We start from the raw sequence: 26,793 nt of genomic DNA on the forward strand, positions 1-26,793 counted from the left end.
TCGGCGGCGCCGTCCGCGAGGACGCCGCGGCGTCGCCGTGATGCCCCACAACGCGCGTGCCGCGCGGCCGTTTTCCGTCCCGCCCAGGCATGCCAGCAAGGCAGCACACAACAACAGCATCGAACGCACCGTCTCAGGAGACTGTCATGTCCAACGCCATCCAATCCGTGCTGGTCGAAAACCGCGTATTCCAGCCGCCCCAGCGCGCGTCGCAGGGGGCCGCCATCCCCGGCATGGAGGCCTATGAAAAGCTGTACCGGGAGGCCGACCAGGACAGTACGAATTTCTGGGCGCGCATGGCGCGCGAAAACCTGGCCTGGACGAAGCCTTTCACCCAGGTGCTGGACGACAGCAACCCGCCGTTCTACCGCTGGTTCGCCGATGGCGAATTGAACGTGTCGGCCAATTGCCTGGACAAGCAGGTGGAAAACGGCAACGCCGGCAAGGTGGCGATCATCTTCGAAAGCGATGACGGCAAGGTGGACAAGGTCACCTACGCCGACCTGCTGGCACGGGTGTGCCGCTTCGCCAATGGCTTGAAGTCGCTGGGCTACAAGAAGGGCGACCGGGCCATTATCTATATGCCCATGTCGGTGGAGGCCGTGGTGGCGATGCATGCCTGCGTACGCCTGGGCGTGACCCACTCCGTGGTCTTCGGCGGGTTTTCCGCCAAGAGCCTGCAGGAGCGCATCGTCGACGTCGGCGCCACGCTGGTCATCACGGCGGACGAGCAGGTGCGCGGGGGCAAGGTGATCCCGCTGAAACCGGCGGTGGAGGAAGCCTTCGGCATGGGCGGCTGCGATGCCGTGCGCCAGGTCATCGTCTACCGCCGCACCGGCGGGCAAGTCGCCTGGCAGGCGGGGCGCGATCTGTGGATGCACGAGGTTGCCGCCGACCAGCCGGATCGCTGCGACCCCGTGCCGGTGGAAGCCGAGCACCCGCTTTTCATCCTGTATACCTCCGGCTCCACCGGCAAGCCCAAGGGCGTGCAGCATTCTTCGGCCGGCTACTTGCTGTGGGCCCTGCTGACGGTCAAGTGGACCTTCGATGCCCGGCCCGACGATGTCTACTGGTGCACGGCGGACGTGGGCTGGATCACCGGCCATTCCTACATCGCCTACGGTCCGCTGGCCGCCGGCCTGACGCAGGTGGTGTTCGAAGGCGTGCCGACCTATCCCAACGCCGGCCGTTTCTGGGACATGATCGCGCGCCACAAGGTAACCACCTTCTACACGGCGCCGACGGCCATCCGTTCGCTCATCAAGGCGGCCGACGCGAATCCCGATACCCACCCGACCCGCTACGACCTGGGCAGCCTGCGCATCCTGGGCACGGTGGGCGAGCCCATCAATCCCGAAGCCTGGATGTGGTACCACAAGAACGTCGGGGGCGAGCGCTGCCCCATCGTCGACACCTGGTGGCAGACCGAGACCGGCGGCCACATGATCACGCCGCTGCCGGGTGCCACGCCGACCAAGCCCGGTTCGTGCACCTTGCCGCTGCCGGGCGTGGCGGCGGCCATCGTCGACGAAACCGGCGCGGATGTCGATCCGGGCAACGGCGGCTTCCTGGTCATCAAGAAGCCCTGGCCGGCCATGATCCGCAATATCTGGGGCGACCCGGAGCGCTTCAAGAAGAGCTACTTCCCGCCCGAGCTGCGCGGCTATTACCTGGCCGGGGACGGCGCGCAGCGCGATGCGGACGGCTATTTCTGGATCATGGGCCGCATCGACGACGTGCTCAACGTGTCGGGCCACCGCCTGGGCACCATGGAGGTCGAATCCGCCCTGGTGGCGCATCCGATGGTGGCGGAAGCCGCGGTGGTGGGACGCCCCGACGACACCACCGGCGAGGCCGTGGTGGCCTTCGTGGTGCTCAAGCGTGCCCGTCCGGAAGGCGCGGAGGCCGCGGACATCGCCCGGCAGCTGCGCGACTGGGTAGGCAAGGAAATCGGCCCCATCGCCAAGCCCAAGGACATCCGCTTCGGCGACAACCTGCCCAAGACGCGCTCGGGGAAGATCATGCGCCGCCTGTTGCGCGTGGTGGCCAAGGGCGAGGAAATCACCCAGGACGTCTCCACGCTGGAGAACCCGCAGATCCTGGAGCAACTGGCCAAGTCCGTATAGCGCTCCCGGCCAAGGGAAGGCGTATGGCGCCTGGCGCCGCGCCGGCCCGCGGCTTTCCTGGACGGGCCGGGCCGCCGCGGCGGTACCCGGCCGCCCGCGCGCCAGCGCAGTAGAATGCCCGCTTTCGTCGGCGCCCGCGGGCGCCGGCGCAAGCGAGGACAAATGAAAGCGCGGCAGGGCGCCGTCGACGGCGTCGCATGGGTATTGATGGTCCTGACCGTCCTGGCCTGGGCGGGCAGCTGGATCGCGATGAAAATGGTGGTGCCGTACATCGGCCCCTTCGATTTCGTCGTGCTGCGCTATGTCTGCGGCGGGGCCGTGCTGCTGGTCCTGGCCCTTGCCATGCGGCGGCCGCTGTCCATGCCGTCGTGGTGGGCGACCGTGCTGGTCGGCCTGACGCAGACGGCGGCCTTCCAGGGCATGGTGCAGATGGCCCTGGTGCACGGCGGCGTGGGCAAGATCTCCCTGATGGCCTACACCATGCCCTTCTGGGTGGTGCTGTTCGGCTGGATCCTGCTGCGCGAGCGTCCCGGCCCGCGCCACTGGCTGGGCATGGGGCTGGCGGCCGTCGGCCTGCTCTGCGTCATCGCGCCCTGGAAACCCATAGGCGATACGATCAGCGTCCTGCTGGGCCTGGTGGCGGGCATGTTCTGGGGCCTGGGCACCGTGCTGGCCAAGCGCGGCTTCAACCGTCACCAGCCCGACATCATTGTCTTCACCGGCTGGCAGATGTTCATCGGCGGCGTGGCAATGGCCCCCGTCGCGCTGGCCGTGCCGCAGATCGCCATCGTCTGGAACCTGCCGCTGTTGCTGGGGATGGCATACATCATCCTGATTGCTTCCGCCGCGGGCTGGCTGCTGTGGTTGATTGTCGTGCGCCGCGTGCCGGCCTCGGTGGCGGGCATGTCCAGCCTGGGCACGCCGGTGATCGCGGCGCTGCTGGCCTGGCTGATTTTCGACGAACGCCCGGCGCCCCTCGAAGGCCTGGGCATGGTGCTGATTTTGTGCGGCCTGGTGGTGGTCGCGCGCGCGGCCGGCCGGCCGTCGCCGCGCCCCCTCACGGCCTCGTGAGAACCGGATAAAGGAAACGACATGATCGATTTACGCAGCGATACCGTGACGCGGCCGACGGCCGCCATGCGCGCCGCCATGGCCGATGCGCCCGTGGGCGACGACGTCATGGGCGACGATCCCACCGTGCAGCGCTTGCAGGCCGAGGTGGCCGAGCGTGCGGGCAAGGAGGCCGGACTGTATTTTCCCTCCGGCACGCAAAGCAATCTGGCGGCCATCATGGCGCACTGCGGGCGCGGCGACGAATACCTGGTGGGACAATTGGCCCACACCTACAAGTACGAAGGCGGCGGCGCGGCGGTGCTGGCCAGCGTGCAGCCGCAGCCCATCGAGCACGCGCCGGACGGCAGCCTGCCCCTGGACAAGCTGCGCGCGGCGATCAAGCCCAAGGGCGATCCGCACTTCGCGCGTACCCGCCTGCTGGCGCTGGAGAACACTTTCCACGGACAGGTGATCCCGCAGGCCTATGTCGAGGAAGCGGCCGCCTTTGCGCGCGGGCAGGGGCTCGGTGTCCATTTGGATGGCGCGCGTGCCTTCAATGCCGCCGTGGCCGGCGGCCTGCCGCTGGCGGCCATCTGCGCGCCCTTCGATTCCGTGTCCCTGTGCTTTTCCAAGGGCCTGGGCGCGCCGGTGGGCTCCGTGCTGGTGGGCAGCCGCGAGCTGATCGCCACCGCGACGCGCTGGCGCAAGGTGCTGGGCGGCGGCATGCGCCAGTCGGGCATCCTGGCCGCCGCCTGCCGGCATGCGCTGGCGCACCACGTGGATCGCCTGGCGGACGACCACGCCAACGCGGAACGCCTGGCGCGCGGCTTGCGCGACGTCGCGGAAATCGCCGTGCTGCGGCAGTCGACGAATATGGTGTTCGTGGAGTTTCCCGCGGACCATTGCGACGCGCTGACCACGCATGCCGAAGCGCGCGGCGTGTTGATGAAGGCGGTCTACGGCGGGGCCACGCGCCTGGTGACGCACCTGGACATCTCGCGCGCCGACATCGATACGGTGGTCGCCACCGTCAAGGACTACTTCGCGCGGGCCTGAGGTCAAGCCACGCGCATGACGCGCAGCAGGTGGCGGCGCATGATGGCCACCGCCCATTCGCGGTCCTCGTCCTCCAGCGCCCCGATGATGGCCAGGTGTTCCTCCACCGACGGCCGGAAGCGGGGCGAATTGCGCACGAACGCGCTGCGGCTTTCCAGGCGGCGCAGCTGGTTCTGCTGCTGGATGGCCTGCAGGAAAAAGCGGTTGCCGGAGAAACGCCCCAGCGTTTCATGGAAGTCCGCGTTCAGATTGAAAAAGACTTCCGGCGGAATTTCCGCCTGGGCGCTATCGCGCAACAAGGCCTCGTGGGCCGCGCGCAAGCGCCGCAACGCGGCCGGGTCCGTCCTGAAGGTCGGCTCCAGCAGGGCACCGCATTCCACCGCCGCGCGAAAGCGGTAGCTTTCCTCGCGGGCTTCGAGTTCCATCAGTGAATACGTGAAGCGCCAGCCATGTCCCTGGCGCTTTTCGATCAGCGCTTCGGCGCTCAGGCGGACCAGCGTTTTGGCCAGTACGCTGCGGGTCACGCCGTAGCGCTGCTGCAGGTCGCGCTCGTTGAAGTGGTCCGGGATCTTCAAGTCGGCCCGGTCTTCGATCAGCCGGGTATAGACCTCGTCGGCCGTCATGCCCGAGGCGCGCAGGCAGGGCGGGGCGATGCCGTCGGGTATCTCGCCAACGTAATAGCCGCTGTTGGGCCGGGATTCGATGAAGTGTTCGGCCGCCAGCAGCTTGAGGGCGGCCCTGACCGGCGTGCGCGAGACCTGGTAGCGGCGCGCCAGGGATTCCTCGGACAGATGGGTGCCGGCGGCGTGGATGTGCGAGATGATGTCGTTGGCGATGCGGCGAGCCAGGTCGACCTGCAGCCCCGTGGGCCGCGCGGTGCTTTTCTCGGCCTGCATAGTCCTCCTTGTCAGCGGTCACAACTGCGTGCGAACGGGCTACCGAGGCATCTACATGCGGGATCGCGGCTTCGCGCGATCGCCGACCGGTACGGCATGGGTACGGACGGGGCGGCCGCCGGAATGCGGCGCCCATCCGCTGGCAGGATACGCGCAATGGCACGCAATGGCGACTTCCCGCCGCGGTTTATTGGGATTCTCGCAACATCATGAGGGCGTCATAGCCCGCGCGCGCGTCGGGCCAGGACAGCGGGCAGCCGCTGGCGCGCAGCCGCGCGTTGCGCAGTTTCTTGCTGCCGACCCCTGCCGGGGCGGGTCCGGCCGCGGGACGGGCGCAGCCCAGGCGGTCGGCCAGGTGGTCGTACAGCACATCCAGCGGCAGCGGCGTGTCGTCGCTGCCCAGGTATAGCGGCTGGGCGGCCGGCAGCATGAGCAGATGCGCAATGGCGCCCGCCGCGTCATCGGCGTGCATGCGGTTGGCCCAGTGCGGGATATCCCTGGGAACCCGGGCCTGGCCCGCGCGCAGCCGTTCGAGCAGTTGCAGGCGGCCGGGGCCGTACAGGCCGGACAGGCGCAAGACCGTGGCGGGCAGGTCCTGCGCGTGCAGCCATTGCTCGGCCTGCAGCAGCACGGCGCCGTTCATGCCGAGCGGGGCGGGCGGCGTGGCCTCGTCCACCCAGTCCCCGCCATGGTCGCCATACACGGCGGACGAGGAGACGAACACCAGGCGGCGCAGGCCGCGGCGATCCAGTTGGCGGACCACATGGCGCAAGCCGTCGAGGAACACGGCGCGATAGGCGGATTCTTCCCGGCGGCCGGGGCTCAGCGCGATGACGACCCGGGTCATGTCCGGGGGCAACTGGCGCAAGGTGTCGGGACGCGTGACATCGGCGGCCAGCCATTGGATGGACCCCGCCGATACGGCGGGCGGCGAGCGTCGCAGTCCCCAGACCGCCGCCGCGGGCGCGATATCTTCCTGCAGGCGTCGCGCCACCCGCTGGCCCAGGTCGCCGCCGCCCACCAGCAGGATGCGCTCGTCCTGGCCCGCCCGCGCGCCGGCGTCCATTCTACATGCCGCTGTAGACGGGGCCCTCGCCCCCCTGCGGGGCCACCCACACGATGTTCTGCGTGGGGTCCTTGATGTCGCAGGTCTTGCAGTGCACGCAGTTCTGCGCGTTGATCTGCAGGCGGTCGGCGCCGTGGTCGTCCTTGACGAATTCGTAGACGGCGGCGGGGCAGTAGCGGGCCTCCGGCCCGCCGTACCTGGCCAGGTTCACGGCCACCGGCACGCTGGGATCCTTCAGCGTCAGATGGACGGGTTCGTTTTCATCGTGGTTGGTATTGGAGATGAATACCGAACTGAGGCGGTCGAAGGTGAGCTTGCCGTCCGGCTTGGGATAGTCGATCCGGGCACATTGCGACGCGGGCTGCAGACAGGCGTGGTCGGGCTTGGTGCGATGGATGGTCCAGGGGAAATTGCCCTTGAGCAGCCATTGCTCAATGCCGGTCATCAGCGTGGCCATGGTGCGGCCCTTCTTGAACCACTGCTTGAAATTGCGCGCCTTGTGCAATTCCTCGCGCAGCCAGGACGACTCGAAGGCGGTGGGGTAGGCCGCCAGCGCATCCTGCCGGCGATCGGCCACCACGGCGTCGAAAGCGGCTTCGGCGGCCAGCGCGCCCGATTTGATGGCGGCGTGGCTGCCCTTGATACGGGGCGCGTTCAGGAAACCGGCCTCGCAGCCGATCAGCGCCCCGCCCGGGAATACCAGCTTGGGCAGCGACAGCAGGCCGCCGGCGGTCAAGGCGCGCGCGCCGTAGGCGATGCGCTTGCCGCCCTCGAAGGTGGGGCGGATGGCCGGGTGGGTCTTGTAGCGCTGGAATTCCTCGAAGGGCGATAGCCAGGGATTGGCGTAGTCCAGGCCGACCACCATGCCGACGGCCACCAGGTTGTTGTCCAGGTGATAGAGGAAGGATCCGCCATAGGTGTCGGAATCCAGCGGCCAGCCCGCCGTGTGCACCACCAGGCCGGGATGGGACTGGGCCGGGTCCACTTCCCACAATTCCTTGATGCCGATGCCGTAGCTTTGCGGGTCGCGCCCTTCGTCCAGGCGGAAGCGCTCGATCAATTGGCGGCCCAGCTGGCCGCGCGAGCCTTCGGCGAACAGGGTGTAGCGCGCCAGCAGCTCCATGCCGGGCTGGTAGTTGGCGGTATGGCTGCCGTCGCGGGCCACGCCCATGTCGCCGGTCACCACGCCGCGTACCGCGCCCTGCTCGTCGTACAGCAGGCCCGCGGCCGCGAAGCCGGGGAAGATGTCCACGCCCAGGGACTCGGCCTGTTCGCCCAGCCAGCGCACCACGTCGCCCAGGCGCACGATGTAATTGCCTTCGTTGCGGAAGCAGTCCGGCAGCAGGAAGTGCGGCGTGGCGCGCGCGCCGGTACGGCTCAGGAACAGGAACTTGTCCCGCGTGACCGGCACGTTCAAGGGCGCGCCTTTTTCCTTCCAGTCGGGGATCAGTTCCGTCAGGGCGCGCGGGTCCATGACGGCGCCCGACAGGATGTGCGCGCCCAGCTCCGCGCCTTTCTCCAGCACACAGACGCTGACGTCGTGATTTTTCTCCGCGGCCAATTGCTTGAGGCGGATGGCGGCGGCCAGGCCGGCGGGCCCGCCGCCGACCACCACCACGTCGTATTCCATCGATTCCCGTTCTGACATGCGCCTTGTCCCCTGATGCGATGTGGGCTGGAAGTATGATCCGGATAAACCCTGGATTGTATTGCAGCTCTCCATGACCGCATCCGACACGCCCACTCTCGTCCCCGGCAGCATCCATACCGTCGAAATGCCCCTGCGCTGGGGGGATTCCGATGCCCTGAACCATTTGAACAACACGCTGTACTTCCGCCTGATGGAGGAAGCGCGCATGCAGATCCTGTATGCGGCGGGCGTCAGCCTGCCGGCCGATGCCGGCCCCATCCTGGCCCATGCCTCCTGCGACTTCCTGCGGCCTTTGACCTATCCGGCCTCGGTGCGGGTCACGCATACACTGTCCCGCGTCGGCCGGTCCAGCATGGAATTCGAACTTGCCCTGGACAAGGTCGGCGATGCGCGCGGGCCGTACGCGCGCGGGCGCAACGTGCTGGTCTGGCTGGACTACGTCGGCAACCGGCCGGCTCCCTGGCCCGCCCACGTGCTGGCCGCGCTGGCGGGCGTCCTGCGCCGGCCGGACCAGGTTTCCCCGTAAAATCGACCGCGTCGGCGAAAACGCGGCCCACAGCCGGGTCGCGCCGGACCGACCGTCCACGCCGCCACCAGGGCGTGGATCCGTACGCTAATCCCTATTCTGGAGCTGGAGCGATGGACAAGGTTTACGCGAGCGCCCAACAGGCGCTGGCCGATGTCGTCAAGGACGGCCAAATGATCGCCGTGGGGGGCTTCGGCCTTTGCGGCATCCCGGAAGCGCTGATCGCGGCGTTGCGCGATTCCGGGGTAAAGAACCTGACCTGCATCAGCAACAACGCGGGCGTGGACGGCTTCGGCCTGGGCCAGCTTCTGGCGACCCGCCAGATCCGCAAGATGATCGCGTCCTACGTGGGCGAAAACAAGGAGTTCGAACGCCAGTACCTGGCCGGCGAACTGGAACTGGAATTCACCCCCCAGGGCACGCTGGCCGAAAAGCTGCGCGCGGGCGGGGCCGGCATCCCGGCGTTTTTCACCCGCACGGGCGTGGGTACGCTGGTGGCCGAGGGCAAGGAAACGCGCGAGTTCGACGGCCACACCTACGTCATGGAACGCTCGCTGGTGCCCGATGTCTCGCTGGTCAAGGCCTACGCCGCCGACCGCAGCGGCAACCTGATCTTCCGCAAGACGGCGCGCAACTTCAATCCCAATGTGGCGATGGCCGGCAAGATCACCGTCGTGGAGGTCGAAAAGCTGCTGAATACCGGCGATATCGATCCGGACCAGGTCCACCTGCCGGGGATCTTCGTGCACCGCATCGTCGTCAACGCCAATCCCGAAAAGCGCATCGAGCAGCGCACCACCCGTCCCGCTTGAGGAGATCGATCATGGCATGGACTCGTGATGAAATGGCCGCGCGCGCCGCGCGCGAACTGCAGGACGGTTTCTACGTCAACCTGGGCATCGGCATGCCGACCCTGGTCGCCAACCATGTGCCCCCGGGCATCGAAGTCTGGCTGCAATCCGAAAACGGTTTGCTGGGCATCGGGCCTTTCCCCACCGACGACCAGGTGGACCCGGACCTGATCAACGCCGGCAAGCAGACGGTGACGACGCTGCCCGGCTCGTCGATCTTTTCGTCCGCCGATTCCTTTGGCATGATCCGCGGCGGCAAGATCAACCTGGCCATCCTGGGCGCCATGCAGGTATCCGAAAAAGGCGACCTGGCCAACTGGATGATTCCCGGCAAGATGGTCAAGGGCATGGGCGGCGCCATGGACCTGGTGGCGGGCGTGGGCCGCGTGGTGGTGCTGATGGAGCACGTGGCGCGCAAGAAGGACGGCACCGAAGACTTCAAGCTGCTGCCCGAATGCACGCTGCCGCTTACCGGCGTGGGCGTCGTGGACCTGATCATCACGGACTTGTGCGTGATGGAAGTCGGTCCCGCCGGCCTGAAGCTGATCGAACTGGCCCCCGGCGTCACGGTGGAGGAAGTCAAGGCGAAAACCCCCGCCGCGCTGGATACCAGCGGAGTGAAGGCCGCGGCCTGACGCGACGTTCACGGGTGTAAAACCGGCGGCTCCAGCGGAGCCGCTTTTTTTCATTTCGCGGCCGTTGCCAATGGGGACGCCGTCCTGGCCCTTGCCAGGGCGCGGAGGGACGGCGGGAGCGGTCCCGCGCGGCCGACCCTGGCCGGTTCGTGGACGCGGATGCGGCGTTGTCCGATGGCGAGGCCCCGACGTGCCCAGGCACGCTATTTGCGCCATGCCCCCACCGATTTCGATCCTGGGAAGGTATGTTTGTCGCGAATGCGCCGCTCGCCCTGAAAATCCTGACCGTGAACACCCATAAGGGTTTCACGTTCTTCAATCGCAAATTCATCCTGCCGGAGTTGCGTGACGCCGTCCGGGCCGTGGGGCCGGATCTGGTCTTCCTGCAGGAGGTGCTGGGCGCGCACGAGGCGCACGCCGCGCGTTTCAAGGGCTGGCCCGAGACCTCGCAGTACGAGTTCCTGGCGGACAGCATCTGGAAGGACTTCGCCTACGGTCGCAACGCGGTGTACCCGCATGGCCATCACGGCAACGCGGTGCTGTCCAAATTTCCCATCGTGCAGCACGAGAACATGGATGTGTCCGTAGGCAATCATGAAAAGCGCGGGCTGCTTCACTGCGTGATCCAGCCGCCCGAGCGCGAAGACCGGCTGCATGCCATCTGCGTCCATCTGGGCTTGCAGGAGCGCCACCGGCAGCGCCAGCTGGAGCTGCTATGCGAGCGCATCGAGCGCCACATTCCCGATGGCGAGCCGGTGGTCATCGCCGGCGACTTCAACGACTGGCGCCTGCGCGCGCACGGCAAACTGAGCCGCTGCGCGGGCCTGAAGGAGATTTTCGTCGCCACCCAGGGCGTGGCGGCCCGCACCTTTCCCGCCCGCTGGCCGCTTCTGCGGCTGGATCGCATCTATGTGCGCAATGCGTCGCGCTTTCGTCCCTTGGCGCTGGCGACGCGGCCCTGGACGCATTTGTCCGACCATGCGCCCTTGGCGGCGGAGGTGGTGATATGAGCCGCATGGCGGGACCGCGGATGCGCGCGGAACACACGATACCGGCGATACCGGCGATACCGGCGATACACGCGATGCGCGGGATCCCGGCGCGCGTCGGCGACAGGAGGACCTATCGATGAGCGCTCGCTGGATACCGGGCAACGCCTTCAATCTGCTGGAGAACGGCGAAGCCTATTTCCCGCGCGTCTTCGAAGCCATCGACGCCGCGCGGGCGGAAGTCCTGGTGGAAACCTTCATCCTGTTCGACGACAAGGTCGGCCAGGCGCTGCGCCGGGCCCTGATCGGCGCGGCGCGGCGCGGCGCGCGCGTCAGCCTGTTGATCGACGGCTATGGATCCGAAGGGCTTTCCGAGGACTTCCTGGGCGGTATGACGCAGGCGGGCGTGGTGATCCACGTCTTCGATCCGCGCGCCAAGATCCTGGGCCTGCGCACCAACGTTTTCCGTCGCATGCATCGCAAGATCGTGGTGATCGACGGCGAGCTGGCCTTCATCGGCGGCATTAATTTCTCCGCGGATCACCTGGGGGATTTCGGGCCCCAGGCCAAGCAGGACTACGCCGTCGAAGTGCGCGGCCCCATCGTCGCGGAAATCCATCGCTTCGCCCGGCAGACAGTGGATCCGGAGCGGCGCCGGCGCTGGTGGCCCCGGCGCATGCCTCGGCCGGCCCCGGCGCGGCATGCGGGCGACGCCGAGGCCATGTTCGTGGTGCGCGACAACGAACGCCACCACACCGATATCGAGCGGCACTACCGCGCCGCGATCCGCCTGGCGCAGCGCGACGTCACCATCGCCAATGCCTATTTCTTTCCGGGCTACCGCCTGCTGCGCGAACTGCGCAACGCGGCACGCCGCGGCGTGCGGGTGCGCCTGATCCTGCAGGGCGAACCGGACATGCCCATCGTCAAGGTGGCGGCGGGCATGCTGTACGACCACCTGACCGCGGCCGGCGTGCAGATCTACGAGTATTGCCAGCGCCCCCTGCACGGCAAGGTCGCCTGCGTCGACGGCACCTGGGCCACGGTGGGATCGAGCAACCTCGATCCCCTGAGCCTGGCCCTGAACCTGGAGGCCAACGTGATGATCCGCGACCGCGGCTTCGCGGCCGTGCTGCAGGAACGCCTGCAATGGCTGGTGGACCATCATTGCCGCCAGCCGGAGCCCGCGCCGCCGGGCAGCCGCAAGCTGCGGCGCCTGCTGTGGGGCGTGTTCGTGTATCACTTCCTGCGCCGCTTCCCGTCCTGGACCGGCTGGCTGCCCGCCCATAAACCCCGCTTGCAAACGGTGGCCCCGCCGCCCCTGGAAACCGATGCCGAGGAAACGCATGAGCAGCGACCCGCTTAGCGCCACGCGTGGGCGGCAAGGCGGGGCCATGAAGGCGCTGCGCGCCCGCTGGCCCTTGCTGCGCAAATTGTTCTTTATCGCCTTCGCCTTGCTGGTGATCGGCCTGCTGGTGGACCAGGCGCGCGAGGTCGAGTGGGAAAAAGTGTTCGAGGCCGTGCAAGCCAATACCTGGCCTGTGCTGCTGCGCGCCTGCGGCCTGGCCGCGCTCAGTTACCTGATCTACAGCTGCTTCGACCTGCTGGCCATTCCCTATCTGGGCCACAAGATCCCGCCCATCCGCGTCATGGCCGTGGGTATCGTCGCCTACGCCTTCAACCTGAATATGGGCTCGCTGATCGGCAGCGTGGGGTTCCGCTTCCGGCTGTACCTGAAACTGGGACTGGAAGCCGCGGAAATCACGCGTATCGTCGGCCTTAGCCTGACCACCAACTGGCTGGGCTATTTCTGGGTGGCCGGCGGCCTGTTCGCCTGGGGCGTGCTGCCCATCCCCGACAACTGGCGCATCGGCGACAGCGCGCTACGGCTGATCGGGGTGGCGATGGTGGCCGCGGCCTTCGCCTACGTGGCCCTGTGCGCGTGGTCTCCGCGGCGATCGTGGACGGTGCGCGGCCACGATATCTTCCTGCCTTCCGGCAAGATCGCCATCGCCCAAAGCCTGCTGGGCGGCGCCTGCTGGATGTCCATCGGCTTCGTGGTGTGGGCCTTGATGCGGCACGACGTCCCGTATCCGCTGGTGCTGGGCGTGCTGCTGCTCAGCGGCATCGCCGGTGCCGTCACCCACATCCCGGGCGGGCTGGGCGTGGTGGAGGCCGTCTTCGTCGCCATGCTGTCCGGGCAGGTGCCGCACTACGAGATCCTCGGCACGCTGCTGACGTATCGGGCGGTGTACTACCTGGGGCCCTTCGCGATCGCGGCAGTGCTGTACTTCATCCTGGAGGCGAGCATACGCAAGGGTGCGCCGGTGCCGCCGGCGCCGAAGTCGGCCACGTAGCCGCGGCGCCGGCCGCCGCGCCGCACGCGGGCCGGGCGAGGGGCGGCGGCGCATCGTCGTGGTGCGTCACGCTGGGCATGTTGCGGCGCAGCAGGGGTAAACCCGGGTGTGAAAATTTATTTTCATGAATAAAATACCGCCCGAAATCCGTTTACATCCGACGTTTTTTTAACGATCATCCGGTCCCTTCCGTCCAGCGCCGCTTACGCGGCCCGATCCCGGTGCGGGCGAGTTCTCGCCGCGTTCCGGGGCCCGGTGTCCCGCCGCCCATGAACCGACCCATCGTCACCATCGCCGAGCGCATCGCGAATGCGCAGCCCGCGCTCAGCCGCACGCAGCACCGGCTGGCGGAATACGTGCTGGCGCACCAGTTCCGCGCCGCGACGATGACCATAGACGAGTTCGCCGCGGCCAATGGCGTGTCGGTGGCCACCGCCAACCGCTTTGCCCGCACCCTGGGGCTGCCGGGTTATCCGCAGTTCCGCGCGGAACTGATGCGCGGCTTCGAGTCGGCCCTGGCGCCCGTGGAGAAACTGCGCACCCGGCTGGCGCATCCGGCCACCGCGGCCGAGGTGTTCGCCGCCTCGCTGCAGGAAGACATCCGCAATGCCGAACGTTCGCTGCAGTCGCTGGACGCGGCCGCCTGCGAACGCGCCGTGGATGCCGTGCTGGCGGCGCGGCGCATCTACATCGTGGGCTTCGGCGCCAGCGGCTTCCTGGCGGGCCTGCTGCACCGTTCGCTGTTCATGCATTGCGACGTGGTGGAGTCCCTGGCTGGCCCCGGCGGCGTGTCCCAGGCGGCCCGCCGGCTGCCGCGCATGAAGGCGGACGACCTGATGATCAGCATAGGCTTTCCCCGCTACGTCAACGACACCGTGACGCTGGCCGAGGCCGCCAGGCAGGCCGGCGTGCCCGTCCTGGCGCTGACCGACAAGCCGACTTCGCCGCTGGCGCCGCTGGCCTCCGTCGCCCTGTACGCGCATGCCGAGCGGCAAGTCTCGGCGAATTCCGAAACCGCCGCGCTGGGCCTGATCGAGGCCCTGGCCGCGGCGGTCGCCTTCCGCGCGAAAGACTCCGTCGAGTCGGCGCTGGAGGCGACCCAGTCCATCATGCCGTGGCTGATCCACGGCGCAGGAGATAGAAAGCGATGATCCAACCCGTAGTGGCCATCCATGGCGGCGCCGGCACCATGTCGCGCGCATCGATTACGCCCGAGCAGGAGCGCCAGTACCTGGACGCCCTGAACGAGATCCTGGCCGCGGCGCAGGCCGTGCTGGCGCGCGGCGGCAGCGCGCTGGACGCGGTGACGGAGGCGGTCACGCGCCTGGAGGACTGCCCGCTGTTCAATGCGGGCCACGGCGCCGTCTATACCAGCGCCGGCACGCATGAACTGGACGCGTCCATCATGGACGGCGCGACGCTGCGTTCGGGCGCTATCGCGAATGTGAACTGCGTACGCAACCCCGTGCTGGCGGCCCGCCGCGTCATGGAGAACAGCAAGCACGTGTTCTTCGTGGGGCAGGGTGCCGAAGCCTTCGCCCGGGAACAGGGGCTGGAAATCGTCGATCCTTCGTATTTCTCGACGCCCGCGCGCTACGAACAGCTGCTGCGCGTGCAGCGCGAACAGCCGGGCGCGGCCGTGCTGGACCACGACGGGCAGGCAATGGTGGCCGGCGTGCAGCCGGCCGCGGCCCCCATCGATCCGGACCGCAAGTTCGGCACCGTGGGCGCGGTGGCGGTGGATGCGCAGGGCAACCTGGCTGCCGCCACGTCGACCGGCGGCGTCACCAACAAGCAGGTGGGGCGCGTCGGCGACGCGCCGCTGATCGGCGCCGGATGCTATGCCGCCAACGCCACGTGCGCGGTGTCGACCACCGGCACCGGAGAGATGTTCATCCGCATGGTCGCCGCCTACGACGTCGCGGCGCAGATGGAGTACCGCGGTGTCTCGCTCGAAGAGGCCGCGCATTCGGTCATGCACGAAAAGCTGCCGCGCATCGGCGGCAAGGGCGGGCTGATCGCGGTGGATGGCAAGGGCAATGTTTCGCTGACCTTCAATACCGAAGGCATGTACCGCGGCCATGCCCGCGTGGGCGAAGCGCCGGTGGCCGCGATCTATCGATGACGCGTCGCCACGCATGGTGTAACTGTTTTGCTAGGGGATGAATATGGCCGACAGCAGGATGGCCGAGCAGGCAACGACCCGCCGCGTAGATGGCGGGGCCATGCCGGAGAATCGCGTGGTGCAGGTGCGGGACCTGACCGTGCGGTTCAGGAGCGCGGAACGGACCGTCGAGGCCGTGCGCGACCTGTCCTTCCACGTGGACCGGGGTGAAACCCTGGCCATCGTTGGCGAGTCGGGATCGGGCAAGTCGGTGACCTCGCTGGCGCTGATGCGCCTGGTCGAGCACGGTGGCGGGCATATCGCCCAGGGCAGCATGCTGCTGCGCCGGCGCGCCGGCCAGGTCATCGAACTGGCCGGCGCCAGCCAGCGCGAGATGCGCGGCGTGCGCGGCGCCGACATGGCGATGATCTTCCAGGAGCCCATGACCTCGCTGAACCCGGTGTTCACCGCGGGGGACCAGATCGCGGAATCCATACGCCTGCACCAGGGCAAGGATGGCGCGGCGTCGCGGGCGGAAGCCCTGCGCATGCTGGAACAGGTGCGCATCCCGGAGGCGCGCTCCATCATGGACCGCTATCCCCACCAGTTGTCCGGCGGCATGCGGCAGCGGGTGATGATCGCCATGGCGCTGGCCTGCAAGCCGGCGCTGCTGATCGCCGACGAGCCCACCACCGCCCTGGACGTCACCATCCAGGCGCAGATCCTGCAGCTGATACGCCAGCTGCAGGAGGAAATGCACATGGGCGTGGTGTTCATCACGCACGATATGGGCGTGGTGGCGGAAGTCGCGGACCGCGTCCTGGTGATGTACCGCGGCGACAAGGTGGAAGAGGGCGCCTCCGCCCAGATCTTCGGCCAGCCCCGGCATCGCTATACGCAGGCCCTGCTGTCGGCCGTGCCGCGCCTGGGATCCATGCGCGGCACCGACCTGCCGGAACGTTTCCAACTCGTGCGCATGGATGGCACGTCGACGGGGGCGGCCCACGCCGGGGCGGCCCATGCCGGGGCGGCCCATGCCGGGGCGGCCGGCGCGGCGCCCGTCCGCGCCGACGCGGCGGAGCCCCGCCCCGCGGCCCAGCCGCCGCATGCGTCCGGCGAACCCATCCTGAGCGTGCGCGACCTGGTTACGCGCTTCGATATCCGCGGCGGCATACTGAGCCGCGTGCGCGGCCGCGTGCACGCGGTGGAGAAGGTCAGCTTCGACCTGTACCCCGGCGAGACCCTGGCGCTGGTCGGCGAGTCCGGCTGCGGCAAGTCCACGACCGGCCGCGCGCTGCTGCGCCTGACCGAGAGCCAGGGTGGCAGCATCCGCCTGGAAGGCCGCGACATCGGCAAGCTGAAGGGCGCCGAGCTGCAGGCCCTGCGCCGCGATATCCAGTTCGTATTCCAGGATCCCTTCGCGTCGCTGGACCCGCGCGTCACGGTAGGTTTTTCCATCATGGAACCGCTGCTGGTGCACGGCGTGGCCAGCGGCAAGCAGGCCGAGCAGCGGGTCGCCGACCTGCTGGAACGCGTCGGCCTGCCGGCATCCATGGCGCAGCGCTATCCGCACGAATTTTCCGGCGGCCAGCGCCAGCGCATCTGCATCGCGCGCGCCCTGGCGCTCAATCCCAAGGTGGTCATCGCCGATGAATCGGTGTCCGCGCTGGACGTGTCCATCCAGGCGCAGATCGTCAATCTGCTGATCGACCTGCAGCGCGACCTGGGCGTGGCCTTCCTGTTCATCTCGCACGATATGGCGGTGGTGGAACGCGTCAGCCACCGCGTGGCGGTGATGTACCTGGGCCAGATCGTGGAAATCGGCCCGCGCCGCGCGATTTTCGAGAATCCCCAGCATGCGTACACCAAGAAGCTGATGGCGGCGGTGCCGATCGCCGATCCGGCGCGGCGCCACTTGAAGCGCGCGCTGCTGACCGAGGAAATACCCAGCCCGATCCGCAAGCCCGGCGACGAGCCCGCGGTCGCGCCGCTGGTCAATGTCGGGCCGGGGCATTACGTGGCCCGGCACGCCGTGGGCGGGCTGTATTGACGCCGCCGCTTTAGTGCCTGTCCAAGCTGCATCCTTGCCGTTTCTCCACCAACCCTCCTTTAATCCGTCAGGAGTGCATCACATGAAAGCATTGCGCCCCACCCGTCTGATGGCCGCCGCCGCGCTGGCCTTCGGCGTTGCCGCCTCGCCCTTGGCGCATGCGGCGAAGGACGTGACATTCGCCGTTGCCATCGCCCTGGAAACGCTGGATCCCTACAACACCAACAGCACCCTGAACCAGGCCGCCGGCAAGGCGTACTACGAGGGGCTGTTCGAGTTCGACAAGGATCTGAAGATCCAGCCCCTGCTGGCCACCGGCTATGAAGTCAGCCCGGACGGCCTGGTCTACACGATCAAGCTGCGCAAGGGCGTCAAGTTCCAGGACGGCACGGATTTCACCGCCGAGGCCGTCAAGGTCAACTTCGACCGCGTGTCCAATCCGGAAAACCGCCTGACCCGCTACACGCAGTTCAACCAGGTGGAGAAGACCGAAGTCGTCGATCCCTACACCGTCCGCATCACGCTGAAGCGCCCGTTCTCGGCCTTCATCAACGCGCTGGCGCACCCGGCCGCGATGATGATCTCGCCGACGGCGCTGAAAAAGTGGGGCAACAAGGACATCGGCTTCCACCCCGTCGGCACCGGCCCCTTCGAGTTCGTCGAATGGAAACCCGCCGAATACCTGAAGGTGAAGAAGTTCGACGGCTACTGGCGCAAGGGCTATCCCAAGGTCGACACGCTGACCTTCCGCACGGTCACGGACAACAACACCCGCGCCGCCGTGGTGCAGACGGGCGAGGCGCAGTTCGCCTTCCCGGTGCCCTACGAGCAGGCTGCCGCGCTGACCAAGAACGACAAGATCGACGTGGTCGACCGCAAGAACTCGATCATGGCCCGCTACATGTCCATGAACGTGCAGCAAAAGCCCTTCGACAATCCGAAGGTGCGCCAGGCCATCAACTACGCCATCAACAAGGAAGCGCTGATCAAGGTCGCCTACGCCGGCTATGCCAGCGTCTCGACCGGCGTGATCCCCCAGGGCGTGGAATACGCCTACGAGATCGACAAGAAGGGCTGGCCCTACGATCCGAAGAAGGCGCGCGAGCTGCTGAAGGAAGCCGGCTACCCCAACGGTTTCGAAAGCACGCTGTGGTCGGCCTATAACGACGGCACGTCGCAGAAGATCGTCCAGTTCCTGCAGCAGCAGCTGGCCCAGGTCGGCGTCAAGGTCTCGGTGGAAGTCCTGGAATCCGGCCAGCGCGTGCAGCGCGTGCAGCAGGTGCAGAAGCCCGAGGACGCCAAGGTGCGCATGTACTACGCGGGCTGGTCGTCGTCCACCGGCGAAGCCGACTGGGGCCTGCGTCCCCTGCTGGCTACGGAGGCCTTCCCGCCGCAGCTGAACAACACGGCCTACTACTCCAATCCGAAGGTGGACGACGACATCAAGAAAGCGTTGACGACCACCAACAAGGACGAGAAGACCTCGCTGTACAAGGACGCGCAGCAGACCATCTGGAACGATGCGCCGTGGGCTTTCCTGGTGACCCAGGGCAACGTGTACATCAAGTCGAAGAACCTGAGCGGCGTGTACGTGATGCCCGACACCAGCTTCTGGTTCGGCGACGTCGACCTGAAGCAATAAACCTCCGGCCGGGCGGCGCGCGAAGGCGCGCCACCCGTTCCGTGGCATGACCGCGCGGATGCCGCGCATCCGCGCGCAGGAATTCTTATGCTTACCTACATCGTCAAGCGCCTTCTGGGCATGATTCCCACGCTGCTGCTGGTTATCGCGGTGGTGTTCATGTTCGTCCACATGCTGCCCGGCGATCCGGCGCGGCTGGCGGCCGGCCAGGATGCCGACGAGCAGACCGTGCAGCTGGTGCGCCAGGAATTGGGCCTGGACCTTCCGCTGCCCCAGCAGTTCGTTCGTTATTTCACGCACATGCTGCGGGGCGACCTGGGCGTTTCCCTGCGCAGCAAGCGTCCCGTCAGCACGGAGATCGCCGACCGTTTCATGCCCACGCTGCTGCTGACCCTGACCAGCATGGTGTGGTCCGTGGTCTTCGGCATGATCATCGGCGTGGCATCGGCCGTCTGGCGCAACCGCTGGCCGGACCGCCTGGGCATGACGCTGGCCGTATCGGGGATATCCTTCCCGGCCTTCGCCCTGGGGATGATGCTGATGCAGGTGTTCTCGGTCGAATTGGGCTGGCTGCCGACCATAGGCGCGGCCAGCTGGAAACACTACATCCTGCCCTCCATCACCTTGGGCGCGGCCGTGGCGGCCGTCATGGCGCGCTTCACGCGATCTTCCTTCGTCGAGGTGATCCAGGAGGACTTCGTGCGCACCGCGCGCGCCAAGGGCCTGGCCGAATCAGTCGTGGTGGCCAAGCACACGCTGCGCAATGCCTTGATCCCCGTGGTCACGATGATGGGCCTGCAGTTCGGCTTCCTGCTGGGCGGGTCCATCGTGGTGGAGACCGTCTTCAGCTGGCCCGGCCTGGGCGCGCTGCTGGTCGACGCGGTCACGCAGCGCGACTATCCGGTCATCCAGGGCCTGGTGCTGCTGTTTTCCCTGGAATTCATTCTGATCAACCTGGTGGTGGACGTGCTGTACGGCGTCATCAACCCCAGCATCCGGTACAAGTGAGGCGGCCATGACGCAACTCGACAACACCGCCGCCGCGGGCACCGCGACCGCCGCCGTGCCCGCCACGGCCGAGGCCGTGCGCACGCCGTTCACCGAATTCTGGCGCAAGTTCAAGAAGCAGCACCTGGCCGTCGGCGCGGGCATCTTCGTGCTGCTGCTGATCCTGGTGGCCGTGCTGGCGCCGTGGATCGTGCCCTTCGACGCGGAAAACTACTTCGACTACGACAACCTGAACGCCGGTCCGTCCTTGACGCACTGGCTGGGCGTGGACGCGCTCGGCCGCGATATCTTCAGCCGCATCCTGATGGGAGCGCGCATTTCGCTGGTAACGGGCTTCGTGTCCGTGGCGCTGGGCGCCGCCGTCGGCACCTTCCTGGGGCTGATGGCAGGCTACTACGAAGGCTGGTGGGAGCGCATCAGCATGCGGCTTTCCGACGTACTGCTGGCCTTCCCCGGCATGCTGCTGGCCATCGGCGTGGTGGCCATCCTGGGATCCAGCATGGTGAATGTGGTGGTCGCGGTGGCGGTATTCAGCGTGCCGGCCTTCGCGCGGCTGGTGCGGGGCAATACGCTGGCGATCAAGCACATGACCTATGTCGAGGCCGTGCGCAGCATCGGCGCGTCGGACTGGACCATCATCATGCGCCACATCCTGCCCGGCACGATCTCGCCCATCGTGGTCTACGGCACCATGCGCATCGGCACTTCCATCATCACGGCGGCCAGCCTGTCCTTCCTGGGGATGGGCGCGCAGCCGCCCACGCCGGAATGGGGCGCGATGCTGAACGAGGCGCGCGCGGATATGGTGACCTCGCCGCACATCGCCGTGTTTCCGGCGCTGGCGATCTTCCTGACCGTGCTGGCGTTCAACCTGCTGGGCGACGGCTTGCGCGACGCCCTGGATCCCAAGATCGACCGGCGGTAGGCATGGCGATGGCCGCGAAGACAGCTGTGCTGGATCCCTTCCGCGACGAAGACGCCGGGCCGGCGCCCGGCATGGCCGCACGGAATGGGTGGCCCGCAAGAGGGTGGCCCGCATGATGGCCCGCATGACGACCGCGCCGACCGGCTTTCCGCGCGTCGGGGTACTGCCTTCCGGGCCGCGCGACTCGCTCTGCGATGTCGCGGGCGTGACGGTGGGGCATGCGACGCTGGCGCGCGGCGCGCTGCAGACCGGCGTCACGGTGGTGCGGCCGCATGGCGGCGACCTCTATCGCGACAAGGTGCCGGCCGCCGCCAGCGTGCTGAACGGCTTCGGCAAGAGCGTCGGCCTGGTGCAGGTGGAAGAGCTGGGCGTGCTGGAGACACCCATCGCGCTCACCAACACTTTCTCCGTGGGCACCGTGGCCAATGCCCAGATCCGCCAGGCGGTGGACGCCAATGCGGAGATCGGCCGCGCCTGGCCCACTGTCAATCCCTTGGTGTTCGAGTGCAATGACGGCTACCTGAACGACATCCAGGCCATGGCGGTCGGGGAAGCCGACTACCTGGCGGCCTGCGCCGCCGCCGGTCCGCATTGCGAGCAGGGCGCCGTCGGCGCGGGACGCGGCATGTCCTGTTTCGGCTTCAAGGGCGGCATCGGCAGCGCGTCGCGGATCGCCCGTCCGGCCGGCGGCCGGTCCTGGACGGTCGGGGCGCTGGTACTGGCCAATTTCGGCCGCCAGCCCTTGCTGACGGTCGCCGGACGGCCCTTCGGCCAGTGGCTGGAACAGGCGCGCGCCCAGGGAACGCAAGGAAGCGGCGACAGCGGCGGCGATACGCCGGCCGCACCGGCGCCGCGCGGCGGTCCCGCCGACGATGGCGCCGCGGCGGAGCCGGAAAAAGGCTCCATCATCCTGCTGCTGGCCACCGATGCGCCCCTGGACGCGCGCCAGTTGCGGCGGCTGTCCCTGCGCGCCGGCGCCGGCCTGGCGCGCACCGGCTCCGTATTCGGCCATGGCAGCGGCGACATCGCCCTGGCGTTTTCCACCGCCTATACCGTGCCGCACCTGGCGGACCGCGCGATGCCCGCGGTCGCCATGCTGCACGAGACCCGCATCGATCCCTTGTTCGAGGCCGCGGCCGAGGCCATCGAGCAATCCATCGTCCACGCGCTGTGGCATGCCGAAAGCGTGACGGGGCGCGACGGCCACGCGCGCCTGGCCATCCGCGACGCCATTCCGCAGTGGCGGCGGTGGCTGGACGGCGGGCGATGACACGGCGGCCCGCCAGGGCCTGTTTCCTTCATTCTTCCAGCATCGAGCAGCCATGCGCATACTGATTTCCACCGACATCGAAGGCGTCGCCGGCGTCTTCCATTCCCAGCAGGTGACGGCCGGCAACCCGGAATACGAGCGGGCCCGCGGCTGGATGACGGGCGAGGCCAATGCCGCCGTCGCGGGCGCCTTCGAAGGCGGCGCCCGCGACGTGCTGGTCAACGACTCGCATGGCGGCTATCGCAACCTGCTGCCCGACGGCATCGACGAACGCGCGCGCCTGGTACTGGGCAAGCCCCGCTACCTGGGCATGATGGGCGGCCTGGAGGAAGCCTGCGACGCCGTATTCATGATCGGCTACCACTCGCGCGCCCAGGGCCGCGGCGTGCTGGCGCACACCATCAACGGCTTTTCCTTCGCCAAGGTGCGCATCAACGGCATGGAGCTGGGCGAGGCCGGCCTGTACGGCGCCCTGGCCGGCGAGCTGGGCGTGCCCGTGGCCCTGGCCAGCGGCGACGACGTATTCATCGGCGAAACGCGCGAGCTCTTTCCGGGCGCCGTCTGGGTGCAGACCAAGATCGCCCGCGGGCAGGGCAGCGGCGTGTCCCTGTCGCCGGCCGCGGCACGCGCCGCCATCCGCGAGGCCGCGCGCGAGGCCATGGGCAACATCGGCCGCCTGAAACCGTGGCGCATCGAACCGCCTATAGAATGCGTGCTGCAGACCCAGAATCCGGCCCTGGCCGACCTGTTCTGCACCTGGCCCGCGCTGGAACGCGTGGACGGCGTGACGCTGCGCTTCACCACGGAAAGCATGCAGGCGGCCATCCGCACCCTGAACAGCCTGGCCGCCATGTCATTCATGCTGCGCTGACCCGCGCCCGAGGATTTCCATGCCGCACACCGACGCCCGCATCGCCGCACTGCGCCAGGCCATGGCCGCGCACGGCCTGTCCGCCTATGTCGTGCCCTCCGCCGATCCCCACCTTTCCGAATACCTGCCGGCGCGCTGGCAGGGGCGCCAGTGGCTGTCGGGCTTTACCGGTTCGGTCGGCACGCTGGTGGTCACGGCGGATTTCGCCGGGCTGTGGGTGGATAGCCGGTATTGGGTGCAGGCGCAGGCGCAACTGGCGGGGACCTGCGTCACGCTGATGAAGCTGGGCGATGCGGGCGTGCCGCCGCACCCGGAGTGGCTGGGCACGTATTGCGGCGCGCACGCGGGGGCGGCGGTCGGCGCGGACGGCCTGGTGCTGTCGCTGGCGGCGCACCGGGCCCTGTCCGACGCGGTGACGGGCGCCGGCGGCCGGCTGGATATCGGCCATGACCTGCTTGCCGAGATCTGGCCGGACCGGCCGGCGCTGCCGGCCACCCCCGTGCGGGAACACCTGGCGCCCCACGCCTGTGTCTCGCGCGCGGACAAACTGGCGCGGGTGCGCGAGGCCATGCGCGCCAAGGGCGCGGCCGCGCACCTGGTCAGCTCGCTGGACGATGTCGCCTGGCTGTTCAACCTGCGCGGCGGCGACGTGGACTACAACCCGGTGTTCGTCGCGCACGCCCTGGTCCTGGCCGATCGCGCCGAGCTGTTCACCGCCCCGGGCAAGATAGACGCCGCGCTGGCGGACCGGCTGGCGGCCGACGGCGTCGCGGTCCGTCCCTACGACGACTGCCCCACGGCGCTGGCGGCCCTGCCTGCCGACGGGGCCGTGCTGGTCGACCCCGCGCGCACCACCGTGGGCGTGCTGGCCGCGCTGCCGGCCCAGCTTCGCCGCGTGGAAGCCATCAACCCCAGTACCCTGGCGAAATCGCGCAAGACCGACGACGAACTGGTCCATGTCCGCGCCGTCATGGAACAGGACGGCGCCGCCCTGTGCGAGTTCTTCGCCTGGTTCGAGGCCGCGCTGGGGCGCGAGCGCATCACCGAACTGACCGTCGACGAAAAACTGTCGGCGGCCCGGGCGCGCCGCCCCGGCTTCGTCTCGCTCAGTTTCGGCACCATCGCCGCCTACAACGCCAACGGCGCCATGCCCCATTACCGCGCCACGCCCGAGTCGCACGCCGTCATCGACGGCAACGGCCTGCTGCTGATCGATTCCGGCGGCCAGTACGAAGGCGGCACGACCGACATCACCCGCGTCGTGGCGGTGGGCACGCCCACAGCGGAACAGAAAAGGGATTTCACGCTCGTGCTCAAGGGCATGATCGCCTTGTCGCGCGCGCGCTTCCCGCGCGGCGTGCTGTCGCCGATGCTGGACGCCATCGCCCGCGCGCCCATCTGGGAAGGCGGCGCGGAATACGGCCACGGCACCGGCCACGGCGTCGGCTATTTCATGAATGTGCACGAAGGTCCGCAGGTCATCGCACACCGCGCGCCGGCCACGCCGCACACCGCCATGGAGCCGGGCATGATCACCTCCAACGAGCCGGGCATCTACCGTCCCGGCCGCTGGGGCGTGCGCATCGAGAACCTGGTGTGCAACCGGCCGGCGGAAACCACCGAGCTCGGCGAATTCCTGGCTTTCGAAACCCTGACCCTGTGTCCTATCGATACGTCGTGCATCCAGGCCGATATGCTGCGGCCCGACGAAACCGCCTGGCTGGACGGTTACCACGCGCAGGTGCGGGAACGGCTCCTGCCGCACGTGGACGGCGCCGCCCGGGACTGGCTGCTGGCGCGGACACGGCCGCTGGCCGGCCGCTAGCCCCTCGCAGCGTGGCGGCGGGGCGCTACGCCTGGCCGGGCGTTGTTACTTCGCGACGCCATGGGAAATAGAAGGATTCGCCGGCCTGCCGGCTATAATCCAAATTTCCCGCACGCGCCCGGCGGCCCCGGGCGCTATTCACGATGACCAAATACGTATTTGTCACCGGCGGCGTAGTGTCTTCCCTGGGGAAAGGCATTGCCGCCGCGTCCCTTGGCGCGATCCTGGAATCGCGCGGCCTGCAAGTCACCCTGCTCAAGCTCGATCCCTACATCAACGTCGATCCCGGCACGATGAGCCCCTTCCAGCACGGCGAGGTCTTCGTCACGGAAGACGGCGCCGAAACCGACCTGGACCTGGGCCACTACGAGCGCTTCATTTCCACGCGCATGCGCAAGGTGAACAACTTCACCACCGGCCAGATCTACGAGTCCGTGCTGCGCAAGGAACGCCGGGGCGACTACCTGGGCAAGACGGTCCAGGTGATTCCGCACATCACCAATGAAATCCAGGACTTCATCGCGCGCGGCGCCGAAGCGGGCTGGGACGGCAACACCGACGTCGCCATTGTCGAGATCGGCGGCACGGTGGGCGATATCGAATCCCTGCCTTTCCTGGAAGCCGCCCGCCAGATGAGCCTGCGGATGGGCCGCAACAACGCCGCCTTCATCCACCTGACCCTGGTCCCCTTCATCGCTTCCGCCGGCGAGCTCAAGACCAAGCCCACGCAGCACTCGGTGCAGAAGCTGCGTGAAATCGGTATCTATCCGCACGCGCTGCTGTGCCGCGCCGACCGGCCCATCCCGGAAGACGAGCGCGCCAAGATTTCACTGTTTTCCAACGTCCCGCTGGACGCCGTGATTTCGGTGTGGGACGCCGACTCCATCTACAAGATCCCCGCCATGCTGCACAAGCAGGGCCTGGACAACCTGGTGTGCGACGCGCTGGGGCTGACGCCTCCGCCGGCCGACCTGTCCATGTGGGACGACCTGGTCGAAGCCCTCGAGCACCCGGTACACGAGGTCACCATCGGCATGGTGGGCAAGTACGTCGACCTGACCGAATCGTACAAGTCGCTGACCGAAGCGCTGGTGCACGCGGGCATCCATACCCGCTCGCGCGTCAAGATCGAGTACATCGACTCCGAAGACCTGGAAGCCCACGGCACCGACAGCCTCAAGCACCTGGACGCCATCCTGGTGCCGGGCGGCTTCGGCAAGCGCGGCACGGAAGGCAAGATCGCCGCCATCCGCTACGCGCGCGAGAACGGCGTCCCCTACCTGGGCATCTGCCTGGGCATGCAGCTGGCCGTCATCGAGTTCTCGCGGCATGTCGCCGGCCTGGGCGGCGCCAACAGCACCGAATTCGATCCCGCCGCGCCGCATCCGGTGGTGGCGCTGATCACCGAATGGATGGACCGCGAAGGCCGTGTGGAAAAGCGCGATGCCAATTCCGACCTGGGCGGCACCATGCGCAAGGGCGCGCAGCGCTGCCCCGTCAAGCCGGGCACGCGCGCCGCGCAGATCTACGGGCCGGAGGTCAACGAGCGGCACCGCCACCGCTACGAGGTCAACAACGTGTACGTGCCGCGCCTGGAAGAAGCCGGCATGGTGATCAGCGCGCGCACGCCCACGGAAAACCTGCCTGAAATGATGGAACTGCCGTCGCATCCCTGGTTCGTGGGCGTGCAGTTCCACCCGGAATTCACCTCCACGCCGCGCGATGGGCACCCGCTGTTCTCCAGCTATATCCAGGCGGCCATCGACCGGCAGCAGGGCCGGGCCAAGGACGCCGCGTGACGCGCCGCGGCCGGCTCGCCCGCCGCGTCCGCCACGTGCCCCATGGCGCCGGCCCGTCCGGCGCCATGGCGTAAAGTTTTCATCGATCTTATC

General features: G+C 68.0%; 22 protein-coding genes. 19 read left to right on the forward strand and 3 right to left on the reverse strand.

What is annotated here, in order from left to right:
• Window positions 1-146: 146 nt before the first annotated feature.
• The 3 genes from acs (at window position 147) to ltaE (ending at window position 4,235) form a co-directional block, all read left to right on the forward strand.
• On the forward strand, window positions 147-2,126 hold the full coding sequence (gene acs / locus BAU06_RS08060; RefSeq protein WP_066346795.1) for an acetate--CoA ligase: 1,980 nt from the start codon (window positions 147-149) through the stop codon (window positions 2,124-2,126).
• Window positions 2,127-2,288: 162 nt separating this feature from the next.
• Window positions 2,289-3,197, forward strand: coding sequence for a DMT family transporter (locus BAU06_RS08065; RefSeq protein ID WP_231934017.1), 909 nt, complete (start codon window positions 2,289-2,291; stop codon window positions 3,195-3,197).
• Window positions 3,198-3,218: 21 nt separating this feature from the next.
• Window positions 3,219-4,235: a low-specificity L-threonine aldolase gene (gene ltaE / locus BAU06_RS08070; RefSeq protein WP_066346796.1), complete on the forward strand. Its 1,017-nt coding sequence runs from the start codon at window positions 3,219-3,221 to the stop codon at window positions 4,233-4,235.
• A 2-nt stretch (window positions 4,236-4,237) separates the two neighbouring features.
• Here the strand turns inward: ltaE and BAU06_RS08075 are convergent, their stop codons facing one another.
• The 3 genes from BAU06_RS08075 to BAU06_RS08085 form a co-directional block, all read right to left on the reverse strand.
• Complete coding sequence (locus BAU06_RS08075; RefSeq protein WP_066346799.1) at window positions 4,238-5,131, reverse strand: GntR family transcriptional regulator; 894 nt, start codon at window positions 5,129-5,131, stop codon at window positions 4,238-4,240.
• A gap of 187 nt (window positions 5,132-5,318) precedes the next feature.
• Window positions 5,319-6,197, reverse strand: coding sequence for an NAD-dependent epimerase/dehydratase family protein (locus BAU06_RS08080; RefSeq protein WP_066346806.1), 879 nt, complete (start codon window positions 6,195-6,197; stop codon window positions 5,319-5,321).
• Window position 6,198: 1 nt separating this feature from the next.
• Window positions 6,199-7,845, reverse strand: coding sequence for an electron transfer flavoprotein-ubiquinone oxidoreductase (locus BAU06_RS08085; protein WP_066346810.1), 1,647 nt, complete (start codon window positions 7,843-7,845; stop codon window positions 6,199-6,201).
• A 73-nt stretch (window positions 7,846-7,918) separates the two neighbouring features.
• On the opposite strand from BAU06_RS08085, the gene BAU06_RS08090 reads away from it, so the two are divergent.
• The 16 genes from BAU06_RS08090 (at window position 7,919) to BAU06_RS08165 (ending at window position 26,700) form a co-directional block, all read left to right on the forward strand.
• Entirely contained in the window at window positions 7,919-8,374 is a 456-nt protein-coding gene (locus BAU06_RS08090) for an acyl-CoA thioesterase (protein WP_066346813.1), read from the forward strand.
• Between the two features lie 113 nt (window positions 8,375-8,487).
• A complete protein-coding gene (locus BAU06_RS08095) occupies window positions 8,488-9,186 on the forward strand; it encodes a CoA transferase subunit A (RefSeq protein WP_066346818.1) in 699 nt (232 codons plus the stop codon).
• Window positions 9,187-9,197: 11 nt separating this feature from the next.
• Window positions 9,198-9,860, forward strand: coding sequence for a CoA transferase subunit B (locus BAU06_RS08100; protein WP_066346821.1), 663 nt, complete (start codon window positions 9,198-9,200; stop codon window positions 9,858-9,860).
• 245 nt (window positions 9,861-10,105) lie between these two features.
• Complete coding sequence (locus BAU06_RS08105; protein WP_066346825.1) at window positions 10,106-10,870, forward strand: endonuclease/exonuclease/phosphatase family protein; 765 nt, start codon at window positions 10,106-10,108, stop codon at window positions 10,868-10,870.
• A gap of 118 nt (window positions 10,871-10,988) precedes the next feature.
• On the forward strand, window positions 10,989-12,215 hold the full coding sequence (gene clsB / locus BAU06_RS08110) for a cardiolipin synthase ClsB (protein WP_066346828.1): 1,227 nt from the start codon (window positions 10,989-10,991) through the stop codon (window positions 12,213-12,215).
• Window positions 12,196-13,206, forward strand: a complete 1,011-nt coding sequence (locus tag BAU06_RS08115) for a lysylphosphatidylglycerol synthase domain-containing protein (RefSeq protein WP_197509466.1) — start codon at window positions 12,196-12,198, stop codon at window positions 13,204-13,206. The genes clsB and BAU06_RS08115 overlap by 20 nt, the downstream gene beginning before the upstream one ends.
• Window positions 13,207-13,475: 269 nt before the next feature.
• Entirely contained in the window at window positions 13,476-14,357 is an 882-nt protein-coding gene (locus BAU06_RS08120) for a MurR/RpiR family transcriptional regulator (RefSeq protein WP_066346833.1), read from the forward strand.
• The gene (locus tag BAU06_RS08125) at window positions 14,354-15,331 is read left to right on the forward strand and encodes an isoaspartyl peptidase/L-asparaginase family protein (protein ID WP_066346834.1); all 978 of its coding nucleotides are present in this window, start codon (window positions 14,354-14,356) and stop codon (window positions 15,329-15,331) included. Before BAU06_RS08120 ends, BAU06_RS08125 begins: the two co-directional genes overlap by 4 nt.
• 43 nt (window positions 15,332-15,374) lie before the next feature.
• Window positions 15,375-17,360: a dipeptide ABC transporter ATP-binding protein gene (locus BAU06_RS08130; RefSeq protein WP_231934018.1), complete on the forward strand. Its 1,986-nt coding sequence runs from the start codon at window positions 15,375-15,377 to the stop codon at window positions 17,358-17,360.
• An 82-nt stretch (window positions 17,361-17,442) separates the two neighbouring features.
• The gene (gene gsiB / locus BAU06_RS08135; RefSeq protein WP_066346835.1) at window positions 17,443-19,002 is read left to right on the forward strand and encodes a glutathione ABC transporter substrate-binding protein GsiB; all 1,560 of its coding nucleotides are present in this window, start codon (window positions 17,443-17,445) and stop codon (window positions 19,000-19,002) included.
• Between the two features lie 87 nt (window positions 19,003-19,089).
• A complete protein-coding gene (gene gsiC, locus BAU06_RS08140; RefSeq protein WP_066346843.1) occupies window positions 19,090-20,010 on the forward strand; it encodes a glutathione ABC transporter permease GsiC in 921 nt (306 codons plus the stop codon).
• 7 nt (window positions 20,011-20,017) lie between these two features.
• On the forward strand, window positions 20,018-20,935 hold the full coding sequence (gsiD, locus tag BAU06_RS08145) for a glutathione ABC transporter permease GsiD (RefSeq protein ID WP_066346845.1): 918 nt from the start codon (window positions 20,018-20,020) through the stop codon (window positions 20,933-20,935).
• A 124-nt stretch (window positions 20,936-21,059) separates the two neighbouring features.
• On the forward strand, window positions 21,060-22,205 hold the full coding sequence (locus BAU06_RS08150) for a DmpA family aminopeptidase (RefSeq protein ID WP_082993846.1): 1,146 nt from the start codon (window positions 21,060-21,062) through the stop codon (window positions 22,203-22,205).
• 52 nt (window positions 22,206-22,257) lie between these two features.
• The gene (locus BAU06_RS08155) at window positions 22,258-23,076 is read left to right on the forward strand and encodes a M55 family metallopeptidase (protein WP_066346849.1); all 819 of its coding nucleotides are present in this window, start codon (window positions 22,258-22,260) and stop codon (window positions 23,074-23,076) included.
• Between the two features lie 19 nt (window positions 23,077-23,095).
• Window positions 23,096-24,901 carry an aminopeptidase P family protein gene (locus BAU06_RS08160; protein ID WP_066346855.1) on the forward strand — a complete coding sequence of 602 codons (1,806 nt, stop codon included), beginning with the start codon at window positions 23,096-23,098 and terminating at the stop codon, window positions 24,899-24,901.
• A gap of 143 nt (window positions 24,902-25,044) precedes the next feature.
• The gene (locus BAU06_RS08165) at window positions 25,045-26,700 is read left to right on the forward strand and encodes a CTP synthase (protein WP_066346857.1); all 1,656 of its coding nucleotides are present in this window, start codon (window positions 25,045-25,047) and stop codon (window positions 26,698-26,700) included.
• The last annotated feature ends 93 nt before the right edge of the window (window positions 26,701-26,793 follow it).

The organism is Bordetella bronchialis (assembly GCF_001676705.1).
Lineage (GTDB): Bacteria > Pseudomonadota > Gammaproteobacteria > Burkholderiales > Burkholderiaceae_B > Bordetella_C > Bordetella_C bronchialis.

Coding starts and splice junctions, on each gene's coding strand:
- acs (WP_066346795.1), top strand. CDS start 147: ATGTCCAACGCCATCCAATCCGTGCTGGTCGAAAACCGCGTATTCCAG.
- BAU06_RS08065 (WP_231934017.1), top strand. CDS start 2,289: ATGAAAGCGCGGCAGGGCGCCGTCGACGGCGTCGCATGGGTATTGATG.
- ltaE (WP_066346796.1), top strand. CDS start 3,219: ATGATCGATTTACGCAGCGATACCGTGACGCGGCCGACGGCCGCCATG.
- BAU06_RS08075 (WP_066346799.1), bottom strand. CDS start 5,131: ATGCAGGCCGAGAAAAGCACCGCGCGGCCCACGGGGCTGCAGGTCGAC.
- BAU06_RS08080 (WP_066346806.1), bottom strand. CDS start 6,197: ATGGACGCCGGCGCGCGGGCGGGCCAGGACGAGCGCATCCTGCTGGTG.
- BAU06_RS08085 (WP_066346810.1), bottom strand. CDS start 7,845: ATGTCAGAACGGGAATCGATGGAATACGACGTGGTGGTGGTCGGCGGC.
- BAU06_RS08090 (WP_066346813.1), top strand. CDS start 7,919: ATGACCGCATCCGACACGCCCACTCTCGTCCCCGGCAGCATCCATACC.
- BAU06_RS08095 (WP_066346818.1), top strand. CDS start 8,488: ATGGACAAGGTTTACGCGAGCGCCCAACAGGCGCTGGCCGATGTCGTC.
- BAU06_RS08100 (WP_066346821.1), top strand. CDS start 9,198: ATGGCATGGACTCGTGATGAAATGGCCGCGCGCGCCGCGCGCGAACTG.
- BAU06_RS08105 (WP_066346825.1), top strand. CDS start 10,106: ATGTTTGTCGCGAATGCGCCGCTCGCCCTGAAAATCCTGACCGTGAAC.
- clsB (WP_066346828.1), top strand. CDS start 10,989: ATGAGCGCTCGCTGGATACCGGGCAACGCCTTCAATCTGCTGGAGAAC.
- BAU06_RS08115 (WP_197509466.1), top strand. CDS start 12,196: ATGAGCAGCGACCCGCTTAGCGCCACGCGTGGGCGGCAAGGCGGGGCC.
- BAU06_RS08120 (WP_066346833.1), top strand. CDS start 13,476: ATGAACCGACCCATCGTCACCATCGCCGAGCGCATCGCGAATGCGCAG.
- BAU06_RS08125 (WP_066346834.1), top strand. CDS start 14,354: ATGATCCAACCCGTAGTGGCCATCCATGGCGGCGCCGGCACCATGTCG.
- BAU06_RS08130 (WP_231934018.1), top strand. CDS start 15,375: ATGGCCGACAGCAGGATGGCCGAGCAGGCAACGACCCGCCGCGTAGAT.
- gsiB (WP_066346835.1), top strand. CDS start 17,443: ATGAAAGCATTGCGCCCCACCCGTCTGATGGCCGCCGCCGCGCTGGCC.
- gsiC (WP_066346843.1), top strand. CDS start 19,090: ATGCTTACCTACATCGTCAAGCGCCTTCTGGGCATGATTCCCACGCTG.
- gsiD (WP_066346845.1), top strand. CDS start 20,018: ATGACGCAACTCGACAACACCGCCGCCGCGGGCACCGCGACCGCCGCC.
- BAU06_RS08150 (WP_082993846.1), top strand. CDS start 21,060: ATGACGACCGCGCCGACCGGCTTTCCGCGCGTCGGGGTACTGCCTTCC.
- BAU06_RS08155 (WP_066346849.1), top strand. CDS start 22,258: ATGCGCATACTGATTTCCACCGACATCGAAGGCGTCGCCGGCGTCTTC.
- BAU06_RS08160 (WP_066346855.1), top strand. CDS start 23,096: ATGCCGCACACCGACGCCCGCATCGCCGCACTGCGCCAGGCCATGGCC.
- BAU06_RS08165 (WP_066346857.1), top strand. CDS start 25,045: ATGACCAAATACGTATTTGTCACCGGCGGCGTAGTGTCTTCCCTGGGG.